The organism is Streptomyces sp. NPDC059398 (assembly GCF_042751845.1).
GTDB lineage: Bacteria > Actinomycetota > Actinomycetes > Streptomycetales > Streptomycetaceae > Streptomyces.
On the sequence record NZ_JBHYWP010000050.1, the window covers coordinates 20,814 to 34,032 of the forward strand.

A 13,219-nucleotide genomic window follows, 5' to 3' on the forward strand; every position below is an offset into this window, starting at 1 on the left:
TCCCGCGAAACGGAGTTCCAGCACCCCGGAGGCCCCTGACCCGGAGCCCGGCGACCGGAGTCCCGTAGCCCGGAGTCCCGTAGCCCGGAGAACCGAGACCGGAGAACCGCCACTGTGAAGAGCGCCCCCACCACGCTCGCCTTCGTGGAGAGCCCCGTCCAGCTGCTCAACCTGCTGGAGTGGGCCCACACGACGACCATGGACCTGACCGTGGTCGTCCTCTCACCGCTCGACCCCATGTCCCGCGGCCAGCTGCGCCGGATGGCCGAACTGGCCCGGGGCGAGGGCGTCACGGTGCGCTGGGAGGAGGCGCGTGGCGGGATGGCGGCGCCGTTCCAGACCATCGGCGGCCTCGCACCCCTGCTGCGCAGGGCGGACCGGATCGTCATCGGCGACCCGTTCTCACGGTACGTACAGCTCCTCCTCGCCCTGACCGGCGCCCGCGACCTGACGGTGGTGGACGACGGCACCGCCACCATGGAGTTCATCGCCCAACTCGCCTCCGGTACACCCCTGGTCCGCTGGCACCGGCGTGGCCGCCGGGGCCCCCGCGATCTGCTCTTCGCCCCCATGGCCTCCGTGGCCCGCCGCCGCCTCACCCCGTCCGGCCGGCGCGCGGTCGAGGTCTTCAGCTCGATGCCGGTGACGGACGCGCCGCCCGGACTGACCGTCACCGCCAACGACTTCGCCTGGACCCGCGCCCGCTTCGGCCCGCCGAGGATCACCCGCACATCGGACCTGGTGGGCACCTCACTCGTGGAGACGGGGGTGGTGGACCAGGACCGCTATATCGCGGCGGTGGCAGGGCTGGCCCGTACCCACCAGGTCACGCGGTACTTCGCCCACCGCCGCGAGTCCACCGAGAAGCTCCACCGCCTGCACGCGGAGACGGGCCTGGAGATCGTCCGCCCCGACCTCCCCCTGGAACTGATCGCCCGCCGCGGCCCGATCGGCCGCACGATCGTGAGCTTCCCGTCCACGGTCGTCCACACCCTCCCGCTCGCCCTGACGGGTACGGAGGTCCGCGTCGCGGTCTGCGACATCGACCCGGCCTGGCTCACGGAGACGGCGTCCCCGCGGGCGCAGGGATTCCTGGCGGGGGTGACGGGGACGGCACGTGACGTGCAGCGGCTGGCGCCCGGAGTGTGAGCGTCCTGCGCACACCGCGCACCAGATGTGAAGTCCGGTCACATTCAGACCTTATTACCTTCACATGATCTTTTCTTGGTCATTTCCTTGCCCTGCCACTGACGAAGCCCTGACAAGATCCAGAGGCGATAGCTGTGGGGGCCAACTAGCTTGGCGTACAGGGGTGGAGCGGGGCTGTGGGGAAATCCGGACGCGATGACAGACAGGGGTCCGCACGGACCAGATGCGCGTGGTTGCTGAGTGCCGCACTGCTGGTGAGCGGCCTCGGGGCCACACCGGCGTTCGCGGGCACGGGAGGCACCGCGCACGCGTCCCACCCCACCGTGACCGCACGAAAGGGCCGAGCCGGTGTCACGCTCGACACCCCGAGGGTCACGTCCACCGACTACCCGGAGTGCGGGGCCGACGACTGCACCGCACACGGGAGCGTCGGCGCACCCGGTGTGTTCACCGTGACGACCACGTCCGCTGACGTCGTGAAGCTCACCTATACGCTCAACTCCGGTACGCAGCACACCAGAACGGTTCCGCCCGGGGCCACCGCCACCGACCTCTCGCTCGTACCGGACGGGCGCGGTGTCAACCATCTGGTGGTGACGGCATGGGATGCGGCGGGCCACACGTCGGCCGGCGCGACCTACAACTTCAACGTCGCGCCACCCAGCCCGCCGACCGGCGTCTGGTCGTTCGACGAGGGCAAGGGCAACGCGGCGGCGGACAGCGCGGGTTCGCACCCCGCGACCCTCCTCGGCGGAGCAGGCTGGTCCAGCCGTGCCCGGCTCGGCAAGGCGCTGGACACGGATGGCGCGAAGGGCTACGCCTCGGTTGCCGGAGCCGGCCCCGACACCTCCGCCTCCTTCACCGTCTCGGGCTGGGCGCGTCTGACCGGTACCTCTCACAACGCGGTGGTGGCGGCCCAGGCAGGCACAGCGGGTTCGGCGTTCGCGCTGTACTACTCGGCCTCCTCCAAAGCGTGGGTCTTCAACCGGTACGCATCGGACTCGGCCTCACCCACCATCGTCCGCTCCGTCTCGAAGGCGACCCCCGTCGCGGGGGTGTGGACCCATCTGACCGGCGTGTACGACGCGAGCGCACGCACCATTCAGCTGTACGTCAACGGCGTACCCCAGGGGCACGCGGTCGCTTTCACGACGCCGTGGAAGGCGACCGGAGACCTGCAGATCGGACGGGGGCAGTACGGCTCCGCGTACACCGACTACTTCCCGGGGCAACTCGACGAGATCCAGACCTGGAGCCGGGCGCTCAGGCCGGACGAGGCCGCCGGCCTGGAGGCCGAGGAGGACCCGGCCACCGGAAACCCGCGTCCCGCCCTCGCGGCGGACTGGGAGATGGACGAGCCCTCGGGCCGCACTGCCGCTGATGCCTCCGGCTACGGGCACCCCGCGACCCTGTCCACCGGTGCCGCCTTCGCCACCGACGACGACGGAGGCAAGGGAGGGGTCCTCTCCCTGAACGGCACGACCGGGCACGCCACGGCGCACGGCCCGCTCGTCGACGCGCAGGGCGACTTCACCATCGCCGCCTGGGTGAAACTCGATCCGTCGGCGCTGAGTGACACGAGCAGGGCCCACACGATGCGGATCGCCGGGCAGGGCGGCGCCCACAGCGATTCCTGGGGCCTCTGGTACACCCAGAGCGCCGGTGTGTCGGAGGGCATGTGGACGTTCGGGCGTACCAGCGAGGACGCCGCCGACGCCACCACGGTGACGGATCCGACGAGTACGGCAGCAGCGCAGTTGGTCACTCCCGGGGAGTGGACTCTGCTCACGGGGGTCTACGACAGCGCGCACCGTCAGCTGCAGCTGTATGTGGACGGAGTCCGTCAGGGTGGGGAGGACGGTGTCACCTTCGACTCACCGTGGCAGGCCACCGGCGACTTCGCCATCGGCCGGGGACACGTGCCGGGTGGCGGTTATGGCGACGCGACGGCAGGTCTGGTGGACGGTGTACGGGTCTGGACCGGAGTGATGGGCGCGCCTGACATCAGCCAGATGTATGTGAACGAGCTTCCGGTCCCTCTGTAGAACGGATGGGGGTCCGGAGCGTATGGGGCCCCGCGGAGTGCAGATGGGCGCCCCGGAGTGGACGGGACGCCCCGCCCGGCGCCTGACGGCGATGACCGGGGCGAGTCGGCGCCTCTGGGCTATGGGCGCGGCCATATTTCGCGCCCCGTAACGTGCGAACAGTGCCCTTCATGGCAATGCAGGACGAAGGTCCGGCCGATTTCGATGTGTGGACGAATCCGCCATTGAATCGGTCGACCGAAATAGGGGAAATGTGATGGATCAGGTGCTCTTTGGTGCGCCTCCGGAAGCGGCAACTGTCCACTACGTCGCGGTCGGTGAAGCGGCTGGTCCGGGCACGTTGGCGCTGGCGGGCCCGCTTCGGCGGATCGTGGCGCGGTTGGTCGACTTCGTCGTGCTGACGGTGTTCGCCGGTGCCTTGTGTGTCGTGGCGGCTGTCGTCTTCGACAGCATCTCTCCGGATGCTTCGGACGGTGCGGCGTTCCTGCTCTGTGTTCTTCTGCTCGTGGGTGTTCCCCTCGTGACGATCCGGGTGCATGTACGCGTGGTGCAGCGGTGGGGCCGTTCGCTGGGCAAGCGGTTGTGCGGGCTGAGGGTCGTCCCGCTGTGGACCGATGGAACGGTGCCACTCACCCGTCGGGAGGCCGCGGTCAGGGAGGCTGCGCTCTGTCTGGCCACGGTGGTCCCGGTCGCCAATGTCCTGATCGGGGCGGCCCTTCTCGTACAGCTGCTCTCGAACCGGCCGTACTGGCAGAGCAAGTTCGACCGGGCGGCGGGAACGGTGGTGGTGCGGTGGCCCGGCGGTGCGGGGGCTCCGGCCGCCAGTTCGGGTGAGCCCAGCCCGGTCGCGCAGTAGCCATCCTCTGTCGGCGGGGCGGAGGGTTTGCCGGACTTCGAAAGCTGGGGGGGGTGCACTCAAGCCCGGCTGGAGCCGGTCGGCGATGGGCCGGCCAGGCACAGGCCCGTCAGCCGGCCTCGTCCTCCGGGGCCGGCCGCTCGCTGCCGCTGACCGACCCGTCCAGTCCCCGCCCCCGGAACGCCAGAACCACCATCAGGGCGCCCCCGCAGGAGATCGCCCAGTCGGCCAGGTTCATCACGCTGAAGTCGCGGACCGCGATGAAGTCGACCACGGCCCCCTGCAGGCCGCCCGGGGAGCGGAAGAGGCGGTCGGTCAGATTGCCGAGGGCGCCGCCGAGGAGCAGGCCCAGGGCGATCGCCCACGGGCCGCTGTACAGGCGGCGCGCCATCCGGATGATCACCAGGGCGATGGCCACCGCGATCACCGTGAACAGAATGGTCGTCGCCCCGCCGATCCCGAACGCCGCACCGGGATTGCGGATCGCGCTCAGCTCCAGCCAGCCGCCGATCACCTTCACGGGGGCGTGGTGCTCCAGCTTCGCGACCACGGCCAGTTTGCTGCCCAGGTCGAGCGCGTACGCGATGCCCGCGACGACCAGCAGGAGCGTCGTCCGCCGTCTGCCGCGTGCGCCCTGTCCTGGTCCTTCCTGGACTTCCCGCTCTGCTTCCGCCTGCTCTTCCGCGCCCGGCACCGGATTCGTCACGCTCAGCCACCTCATGTCTGCCACCCGGTCGTGTCCCGGCTCGCGGTTGCGGGTCCTGTGTACGGGGCCCTGTGTTCCCTGGTGATCAGAGTCGCACCGAGACGTTACCCACGGTCGCCAGTATCGTCAGTTCGCCCCCGATGGCCTGCAGGTATGCCGCCATGGTCGACGTATCGAGGCGGACACCACCCCGTTCGATCTGACTGATCCTGCCCTGCGTCAAGCCCATCGCTGCCGCGACCTGTACCTGTGTCATTCCCTGTGCTTTGCGGAGCGCCGAGAGTTCATGACCGCGCTCGGCGTCGACCATGTCCTGCTTGATGGCCTCGATACGGGCGCGCTTCTCAGGACCGATGTCGGCGGTGAGATCCGCCATGCTGCCGAGCTTCATCCCTCGTTCTCCTCCTTCAGTGCTTCCAGATAAGAGGTGTACTTGGCGTCCGCTTCTCTGATCACCTTGGGGTACCAGGTTGCCCACTGGCGTCTGCTCGCCTTGTTGCCCGCGACAAGGAAGACCGCTCTGCGCACGGGGTCGAAGACGAACAGCATGCGGATGCTGATGGTGCCGCCATTGCGCGGGCGTAACTCGCGCATGTTGCGGAACTGGCTTTTCTCGACAGCTCCCACGGTGGGGCGCCGAAGTGCTGGGCCCGACTCCTGGAGCCGTTCGAGTGCGGCGATGACGTGGTCGTGGCTATCAGGATCCTCCTTGGCGAGACCCTGGATCCAGTCCCAGGACATCGGCAAAAAATCTCAGTTCGTACGGTCCGTCCACTGCTTGATATTAGCACGAGCTAATATTTGGGTGATGGTTGCAGTGGGTGGCATCCGGGAGGGGGGGGAACAGGTTTCGTTCCCCCTGCGCCTCGGCTCCCGCGCGCAGCACACTGCTATACCCACCAAACCTTCACCTGAAGCCCGTGCCGCCATGATTTTTTCGCCTAAGCGGCTGAAGTTTTGTTGATCGATGGTTAGTTGAGCAGTGAAGGGGCCTAACCTTGAACGGGTGAACCAGTTGATGTCCCGTGAGTCCGATGCCGACCAGCCCGGTCCCTCCGACGGTGCCGGTGAGGCCCCCGACGGCGGTCGTCCCGGTGCCGCCGGTGCGGCCCTGCCCGGTGTGCTGCCCGCCGATCTCCGTGCCGAGCTGATCGCCTTCCGGCGTGACCTGCACCGCCACCCGGAGCTGGGGAATCACGAGTTCCGTACCACCGCCGCCCTCAAGGCGCGGCTGGAGCTGGCCGGGCTCGCGCCCCGTGTGCTCAATACCGGGACCGGCCTGGTCTGTGACATCGGTGTCGACGGGACCGTGGAGGCCGGTGGCACCGGGAGGGGCGGAGAGGCCGACGCTCCCGCCCCCCGCCCCATGCTCGCCCTCCGCGCCGACATCGACGCGCTGCCCATCCCGGACACCAAGGTCGACTGCGACTACCGCTCCACCGTGCCCGGTATGGCGCACGCCTGCGGGCACGACGTGCACACCACCGCCGTCCTCGGGGCAGGTCTGGTGCTCGCCCGGCTGCACCGGGCCGGGCAGCTGCCGTATCCCGTACGGCTGATCTTCCAGCCAGCCGAGGAGGTGCTGCCGGGCGGCGCCCCCGACGCCATCGAGTCCGGGGTGCTCGAAGGGGTCGGCCGGATCATCGGTGTGCACTGCGACCCCAAGGTCGACGCCGGGCGGATCGGGCTGCGTACCGGGCCCATCACCTCCGCCTGCGACCGGCTCGAAGTCAGCCTCGACGGACCCGGCGGGCACACCGCGCGCCCCCACCTCACCACCGATCTGGTGACCGCGGCCGCCAAGGTCGTCTCCGATGTGCCCGCGCTGCTGGCCCGGCGGATCGACGCCAGGGCCGGGCTCGCCGTGACCTGGGGGCGGATCGAGGCCGGCCACGCCTGCAACGTCATCCCGCAGCACGCCGAACTCTCCGGCACCGTGCGCTGCCTGGACCTGGACGCCTGGCGGGCCGCCCCCGACCTGGTGCACGCGGCCATCGCCGAGGTGGCCGACCTGCACCGGGCCAAGTCGGTGATCAACTACGTACGCGGGGTGCCGCCGGTCGTCAACGACGGTGCCGTGGCCGAGCTGTTGCGGGACGCGATGACCGCGCGCCGCGGGCCGTACGCGATCGAGGACACCGAGCAGAGCCTCGGCGGCGAGGACTTCTCCTGGTATCTGGAGCAGGTGCCGGGCGCGATGGCCAGGCTCGGGGTGCGGACGCCCGGCGACAGCGCCCGGGGCGACCTGCACCGGGGGGACTTCGACCCGGACGAGGCGTCGATCGAGGTGGGTGTGGAGCTGTTCACCGCGGCCGCGTTGCTGGATGGACACCGGATGTAGGGGGACGGGTCACCGGGCGGGCCCGCCCCGTTCGCGTCGATCCGATAACAGGTTCCGAACAGGCCTTTACCTGACATCTACGCGCGTTACGATCCTCGCGAAAACCAGCGCCGGAAGAGGCGCTCCAGGTTTGGTTTGAAGGGACCTCCTCTTGCGCCGGGTAACCAAGATCGCTGCGTCTGGCATAGCCACCGCGGCCCTCGCTCTCTCCGTATCCGCCTGTGGCAGCACGTCGACCCAGCAGGAAGACTCCAAGTCTTCGTCGTCCGGGTCCTCCAAGGGCGTCAAGGTCGGTGTCGCGTACGACGTCGGCGGCCGTGGCGACCACTCCTTCAACGACTCCGCCGCCCGCGGCATGGACAAGGCGAAGAAGGAGTTCGGGGGCAGCATCAAGGAGCTGACCGCGAAGACCACCGACACCGAGGCCGACCGCGTCCAGCGGCTCACCGACCTCGCGGACGCGGGCTACAACCCGATCGTCGGCATCGGCTACGCGTACGCGAACTCGATGAAGCAGGTCGCCGCGAAGTACCCGAAGGTCACCTTCGGCATCGTGGACTCGGTCGTCGACGCCAAGAACGTCGACAACATCGTCTTCACCGAGGAGCAGGGCTCCTACCTCGCGGGTGTCGCCGCGGCGCTGAAGTCCAAGACGCACCACGTCGGCTTCATCGGCGGTGTGGACGTCCCGCTGATCAAGAAGTTCGAGGCGGGTTACGTCCAGGGCGTCAAGGACACCAACAGCAAGATCAAGATTGACCGGCAGTACCTCAGCCACGGCTCGGACACCTCCGGCTTCGCCAGCCCCGACAAGGGCAAGGAAGCCGCGCAGGGCATGCTCGACAAGGGGGCGGACGTCGTCTACTCGGCGGCCGGCTCCTCCGGCAACGGTGCCATCGAGGCTGTCAACGGCAAGAAGGGCGCCTGGGCGATCGGCGTCGACTCGGACCAGTACAACATCGCCTCGCTGGCGAAGTACAAGTCCTCGATCCTGACCTCGGTCGTCAAGAACGTCGACATCGGCGTCTACGACCTGGTCAAGTCGGTCCGCTCCGGCAAGCCGATGACCGGTACGCACACCTACTCGCTCGCCGAGGGCGGTGTCTCGCTGGCCACCAGCGGTGGTTTCATCGACGACATCAAGTCCCAGCTCGATGCCGCGCAGAAGAAGATCGTGGACGGCAAGGTCAAGGTCAAGACGACCCCCTGACCGGCCCCGCATGGGCCCGGTGCGAGGGTGCGTACCTTCCGCCGGGCCCATAACAATGTGTCAACTCTACGCGTGTAGCGCGGAGTTGACGGGTTACCGTCTTCCGTTCGGATCAGGCCACATCCCGCGGGCCCGGCCCGGTCCGGACGAAGCCCCAGTGTCACCGCATCCTCCCGCCTCCGCCGGGACCTCCACCGCTCCTTCTCCGAGGAGAGTGCGCCATCAACGCGTCCAGCCCTCCCGCCGTCGAACTGCGCGGCATCACCAAACGATTCCCCGGTGTCGTCGCCAACCGCGATATCGACATCACCGTCCGCAAGGGCACCGTGCACGCCCTGTGCGGTGAGAACGGGGCCGGCAAGTCGACCCTGATGAAGATCCTCTACGGCATGCAGAAGCCGGACGAGGGCACCATCGCCGTCGACGGCGACCAGGCCGTGTTCGCCAGCCCCGCCGACGCCATCGCCCGCGGCATCGGCATGGTGCACCAGCACTTCATGCTCGCCGACAACCTCACGGTCCTGGAGAACGTGGTCCTCGGCGGCGAGAAGCTGTACGGGATCGGCACCAGGGCCCGTAACAAGATCAGGGAGATCTCGGACGCGTACGGCCTCGGCGTCCGCCCCGACGCCCTCGTGGAGAACCTCGGCGTCGCCGACCGCCAGCGTGTGGAGATCCTCAAGGTCCTCTACCGCGGCGCCCGCACGCTCATTCTCGACGAGCCGACCGCGGTTCTGGTCCCGCAGGAGGTCGACGCGCTCTTCGACAACCTCCGCGAGCTCAAGTCCGAGGGCCTGACGGTCATCTTCATCTCGCACAAGCTCGGTGAGGTGCTCTCCGTCGCCGACGAGATCACCGTCATCCGGCGCGGTACGACCGTGGGCACCGCCGACCCGGCGACCACCACGTCCAAGCAGCTCGCCGAGCTGATGGTGGGCAGCGAGCTGCCCTCGCCCGAGACGCGCGAGTCGACGGTCACCGACGCGCCGATGCTCACCCTCGACGATCTGCGGCTCACCGCGGTCGACGCCGACGGCGACGTACGGGAAGTGCTCTCCGGGATCTCCTTCACCATCCACCGGGGCGAAGTCCTGGGCATCGCGGGCGTGGAGGGCAACGGCCAGGCGGAACTCGTCGAGGCGATCATGGGGATGCGCGACCCCGACGGCGGTGTCATCACGCTGGACACCACCGACATCTCGCATGTGCCCACCCGAAGGCGCCGGGAGAGCGGCGTCGGTTACATCCCCGAGGACCGCCACCGGCACGGCCTGCTCCTGGAGGCTCCGCTCTGGGAGAACCGGATACTCGGCCATGTCACCGAGCGGCCCAACTCCCGTCGCGGGCTGATCGACGCGAAGGCGGCGCGCGCGGACACCGAGCGGATCGTCGCCGACTACGACGTGCGTACGCCCGGTATCGACGTCACCGCGGCCTCACTCTCCGGCGGCAACCAGCAGAAGCTGATCGTCGGGCGCGAGATGAGCCACCGGCCCAAGCTGCTGATCGCCGCGCATCCCACCCGGGGCGTGGACGTCGGCGCGCAGGCGCAGATCTGGGACCAGATCAAGGAGGCCCGTCGTGAAGGGCTGGCGGTCCTGCTGATCTCCGCGGACCTGGACGAGCTGATCGGCCTGTCCGACACCCTGCGGGTGATGTACCGCGGCCGGCTCGTCGCCGACGCGGACCCCGCCACGATCACCCCCGAGGAACTCGGCTCCGCGATGACGGGAGCCGCGACCGGCCACCTGGAACACGACGAGAGCGCTGCGGTGGACGGGGCTGCCGCTTCGGGTGGCGCCGCTGCTGATGGGACCGCCGAGACGGCTGGGACCACCGCTGTGGATGGAACCGCGGACACGGACGGGACCGCGGACACGGACGGGACCACCGCTGTGGCGGGGACCGCTGCTACGGACGGCACCACCGCCGCCCACGACACCACCCTCCCGAAGACCTCGGGCAGCAGCAGGAAGCCGGGGGTCCCGAAGCCCCGCAAGACCCCGGACACCCCGGAGGCCCCGAAGACTTCGGACACCCCGGACACCGCCGGCGGCGAAGCCGGGGGAGAGGACCGATGAAGAAGTACACCGCACGCATCGACCGGGAGCGGCTGCTCCTCGGCATAGCGGCCCCCCTGCTCGCCGTGGTGGCGGCCCTCGTCGTCACCATGCTGGTCATCCTCGCCACCGGCAAGGACCCCTTCTCCGCGTTCAGCGACATGCTGACGTACGGATCGGCCAGCGACAGCCAGATCTACATCCTCAACAAGGCGACGACGTACTACCTCGCGGGTATCGCGGTGGCCGTCGGCTTCCGGATGAACCTGTTCAACATCGGGGTCGACGGCCAGTACCGCATGGCCGCCTTCTTCGCCGCCGTCGTCGGCGGCGCGCTGACGCTGCCGGGCGCCGTCCAGATCCCGCTGATGATCGTCACCGCCATGCTGGTCGGCGCGATGTGGGCCGGGATCGCCGGTGTGCTGAAGGTGACCCGGGGCGTCAGCGAGGTCATCTCGACGATCATGCTGAACTCGATCGCCACCGCTGTCATCGCCTATCTGATGCAGCCGGGCCGGCTCGGCCAGCTCGACGACGCGGGCACGCTGGTCTCCACCAAGCCGCTCCCGCAGTCCTCCTGGTTCTTCTCCATCAACACCGGCCCGGCCGGAGAGCTCTGGGGCTTCATCTTCATCGCGGCGCTGGCCGGTGTGGCGTACTGGTTCGTACTCGGCCGCACCCGCTTCGGGTTCGACCTGCGGGCCGTCGGCCAGTCCGAGTCCGCGGCCTCCGCGAGCGGGGTCAGCGTCAAGAAAATGGTCGCGACCAGCATGATCATCTCGGGTGCGATGGCCGGTCTGATCGGGATGCCGACGCTGCTCAACGACAGCCACATGTACAGCAACGACTTCCCGCTGGGCGTCGGCTTCACCGGTATCGCCATCGCGCTGCTCGGCCGCAACCACCCGGTGGGTATCGCCCTCGGCGCACTCCTCTGGGGCTTCCTGGAGCGCACCACCAACCACCTTGAGTTCAAGGGGTACGACAAGGAGATCCTCGGCGTCATCCAGGGCGTCATCGTCCTGTGCGTGGTCATCGCCTACGAAGTCGTACGCCGTTACGGACTCAAGCGCCAGCAGCGAAAGGTCGGCGCCGAACTCGCCGCGCAGGCCGCCGCCCACTCGAACCAGCAGGAGGTGACGGCATGACCGCGACCATGACCAAGACCCCGCCGCCAGCGGCTCCCAAGGCGGCGAACGCCAGGTCCGGCCGTGCCGGGCTCTCGCTCCCCAAGATCCTGCTGATCGTCGCCGTCGGCCTGGTCCTGCTCTCGCTGGTCCGGATCGTGACCGGCGCCGAGCAGCTGACATCCGAAGGGCAGATCAGCGCCTCGCTCGGTCTTGCCGTGCCGATCGGGCTCGCCGGTCTCGGCGGGCTCTGGTCCGAGCGGGCCGGTGTGGTCAACATCGGCCTCGAAGGCATGATGATCCTCGGCACCTTCGGGGCCGGCTGGATCGGCTGGCAGTCCAGCCCCTGGCTCGGGCTGCTCGCCGGTATCACCTTCGGCATGCTCGGCGGGCTGATCCACGGGATCGTCACCATCGCCTTCGGCGTCGACCACATCGTCTCCGGTGTGGCGGTCAACCTGCTCGCCCTGGGCGCCACCCAGTACCTCGCGAAGATCTTCTTCAACCACGGCGCTGCCGAGACCGCGGGCGGCAACCCGAAGCAGTCGCCGCCCATCGACTCGATGCCCGACTTCACCGTGCCTGGTCTCTCGGACGGGCTGGCGTCCGTCGAGAAGCACCACTGGTTCTTCGTCTCCGACCTGGCCGGGGTACTCGGCGGTCTGGTCACCGATGTGTCGGTGCTGACGATCATCGCCGTGCTGCTCTTCATCGGCACCTGGTGGGTGCTGTGGAAGACCGCGTTCGGTCTGCGGCTGCGCTCCTGCGGCGAGAACCCGATCGCCGCCGAGTCGCTGGGCGTCAACGTCTACACGTACAAGTACGCGGCGGTCGCCGTCTCCGGCGGTCTGGCCGGGCTCGGCGGGGCCTTCCTCGCGATGGTCCCCACACACATCTATCTGGAGAACCAGACCGGCGGGCGCGGCTACATCGGTCTCGCCGCGATGATCTTCGGTAACTGGCGGCCCGGCGGACTCGCCATGGGCGCGGGCCTGTTCGGCTTCTCCGACGCGCTCCAGCTGCGCAACGGCGGCGAGACCGTCCATGCGCTGCTGCTGCTCATCGTGGTGCTGCTCGTGCTGCTCGCGGTCTGGAAGCTCTACCGCAAGGCGGTGCTCCAGGGCACGATCAGCGCGGTCATGGCCGTACTCATCCTGGTCTGGTACCTGTTGACCGACGATGTCCCGTCCGACTTCGTGGGCGCCACCCCGTATGTGGTCACCCTGCTGGTGCTCTCGCTCTCCGCGCAGCGGCTGCGGATGCCCAAGGCGGACGGTATGCGCTACCGGAAGGGCCAGGGCAAGTGACAGAGGTCGACTGGGACGTGCTGCGGGAGGCCGCGCGCGGCGCGATGGCCCATGCGTACGCGCCGTACTCGAAGTACCCGGTCGGCGTCGCGGCCCTGGTGGACGACGGACGCACAGTCGTCGGGTGCAATGTCGAGAACGCCTCGTACGGCATCGGGCTGTGCGCCGAGTGCGGTCTGGTCTCGCAGCTCCAGGCGACCGGCGGCGGCCGGCTGACCCACTTCACCTGTGTCGACGGCGCGGGCGCGGTGCTCGTCCCGTGCGGGCGCTGCCGGCAGCTGCTGTACGAGTTCGGCGGGCCCGAGCTGCTGCTCGAAACCCCGGACGGGGTGCTGCCGCTCTCCGCGATGCTGCCGCAGGCGTTCGGCCCGCAGCATCTGAACTGAGCCGCGCCGGGGCCCACCCGCACCCGCGGGCG

Annotated in this window: 11 protein-coding genes and 1 pseudogene; 9 read left to right on the forward strand and 3 right to left on the reverse strand. The window is 69.1% G+C overall.

Annotation, left to right across the window (positions count from 1 at the left end):
• Positions 1-114 precede the first annotated feature (114 nt).
• From ACFXBC_RS19065 to ACFXBC_RS19075, 3 genes are all read left to right on the forward strand, one after another.
• A complete protein-coding gene (locus ACFXBC_RS19065) occupies positions 115-1,149 on the forward strand; it encodes a hypothetical protein (protein WP_385025188.1) in 1,035 nt (344 codons plus the stop codon).
• A 233-nt stretch (positions 1,150-1,382) separates the two neighbouring features.
• Positions 1,383-3,194 (forward strand): LamG domain-containing protein, encoded by a 1,812-nt coding sequence (locus ACFXBC_RS19070; protein ID WP_385025191.1) that lies wholly within the window; start codon positions 1,383-1,385, stop codon positions 3,192-3,194.
• A gap of 256 nt (positions 3,195-3,450) precedes the next feature.
• Positions 3,451-4,050: an RDD family protein gene (locus ACFXBC_RS19075; protein WP_385025194.1), complete on the forward strand. Its 600-nt coding sequence runs from the start codon at positions 3,451-3,453 to the stop codon at positions 4,048-4,050.
• A 109-nt stretch (positions 4,051-4,159) separates the two neighbouring features.
• On the opposite strand, the gene lspA is transcribed toward ACFXBC_RS19075, so the two are convergent.
• The 3 genes from lspA to ACFXBC_RS19090 form a co-directional block, all read right to left on the reverse strand.
• Positions 4,160-4,771 carry a signal peptidase II gene (lspA, locus tag ACFXBC_RS19080; protein ID WP_385025197.1) on the reverse strand — a complete coding sequence of 204 codons (612 nt, stop codon included), beginning with the start codon at positions 4,769-4,771 and terminating at the stop codon, positions 4,160-4,162.
• A gap of 70 nt (positions 4,772-4,841) precedes the next feature.
• Positions 4,842-5,147 (reverse strand): helix-turn-helix domain-containing protein, encoded by a 306-nt coding sequence (locus tag ACFXBC_RS19085; RefSeq protein ID WP_385025200.1) that lies wholly within the window; start codon positions 5,145-5,147, stop codon positions 4,842-4,844.
• The gene (locus ACFXBC_RS19090) at positions 5,144-5,497 is read right to left on the reverse strand and encodes a type II toxin-antitoxin system RelE/ParE family toxin (RefSeq protein ID WP_385025203.1); all 354 of its coding nucleotides are present in this window, start codon (positions 5,495-5,497) and stop codon (positions 5,144-5,146) included. The genes ACFXBC_RS19085 and ACFXBC_RS19090 overlap by 4 nt, the downstream gene beginning before the upstream one ends.
• A gap of 277 nt (positions 5,498-5,774) precedes the next feature.
• Between ACFXBC_RS19090 and ACFXBC_RS19095 the strand changes: the two genes are divergently transcribed.
• The 6 genes and pseudogenes from ACFXBC_RS19095 to ACFXBC_RS19120 all read left to right on the forward strand — a co-directional run bounded on the left by ACFXBC_RS19095 (position 5,775) and on the right by ACFXBC_RS19120 (position 13,187).
• Entirely contained in the window at positions 5,775-7,097 is a 1,323-nt protein-coding gene (locus ACFXBC_RS19095; protein WP_385025289.1) for an amidohydrolase, read from the forward strand.
• 151 nt (positions 7,098-7,248) lie between these two features.
• Positions 7,249-8,307, forward strand: coding sequence for a BMP family protein (locus ACFXBC_RS19100; protein WP_385025206.1), 1,059 nt, complete (start codon positions 7,249-7,251; stop codon positions 8,305-8,307).
• 221 nt (positions 8,308-8,528) lie between these two features.
• Positions 8,529-10,091 (forward strand): annotated as a pseudogene (locus ACFXBC_RS19105) (ABC transporter ATP-binding protein); the annotation flags it as partial.
• A 293-nt stretch (positions 10,092-10,384) separates the two neighbouring features.
• Positions 10,385-11,515 (forward strand): ABC transporter permease, encoded by a 1,131-nt coding sequence (locus tag ACFXBC_RS19110; protein ID WP_385025209.1) that lies wholly within the window; start codon positions 10,385-10,387, stop codon positions 11,513-11,515.
• Positions 11,512-12,801: an ABC transporter permease gene (locus ACFXBC_RS19115; protein ID WP_385025213.1), complete on the forward strand. Its 1,290-nt coding sequence runs from the start codon at positions 11,512-11,514 to the stop codon at positions 12,799-12,801. The genes ACFXBC_RS19110 and ACFXBC_RS19115 overlap by 4 nt, the downstream gene beginning before the upstream one ends.
• Positions 12,798-13,187, forward strand: a complete 390-nt coding sequence (locus ACFXBC_RS19120; protein WP_385025217.1) for a cytidine deaminase — start codon at positions 12,798-12,800, stop codon at positions 13,185-13,187. Before ACFXBC_RS19115 ends, ACFXBC_RS19120 begins: the two co-directional genes overlap by 4 nt.
• Positions 13,188-13,219 lie beyond the last annotated feature (32 nt).

Coding starts and splice junctions, on each gene's coding strand:
- ACFXBC_RS19075 (WP_385025194.1), top strand. CDS start 3,451: ATGGATCAGGTGCTCTTTGGTGCGCCTCCGGAAGCGGCAACTGTCCAC.
- lspA (WP_385025197.1), bottom strand. CDS start 4,771: ATGAGGTGGCTGAGCGTGACGAATCCGGTGCCGGGCGCGGAAGAGCAG.
- ACFXBC_RS19085 (WP_385025200.1), bottom strand. CDS start 5,147: ATGAAGCTCGGCAGCATGGCGGATCTCACCGCCGACATCGGTCCTGAG.
- ACFXBC_RS19090 (WP_385025203.1), bottom strand. CDS start 5,497: ATGTCCTGGGACTGGATCCAGGGTCTCGCCAAGGAGGATCCTGATAGC.
- ACFXBC_RS19095 (WP_385025289.1), top strand. CDS start 5,775: ATGTCCCGTGAGTCCGATGCCGACCAGCCCGGTCCCTCCGACGGTGCC.
- ACFXBC_RS19110 (WP_385025209.1), top strand. CDS start 10,385: ATGAAGAAGTACACCGCACGCATCGACCGGGAGCGGCTGCTCCTCGGC.
- ACFXBC_RS19115 (WP_385025213.1), top strand. CDS start 11,512: ATGACCGCGACCATGACCAAGACCCCGCCGCCAGCGGCTCCCAAGGCG.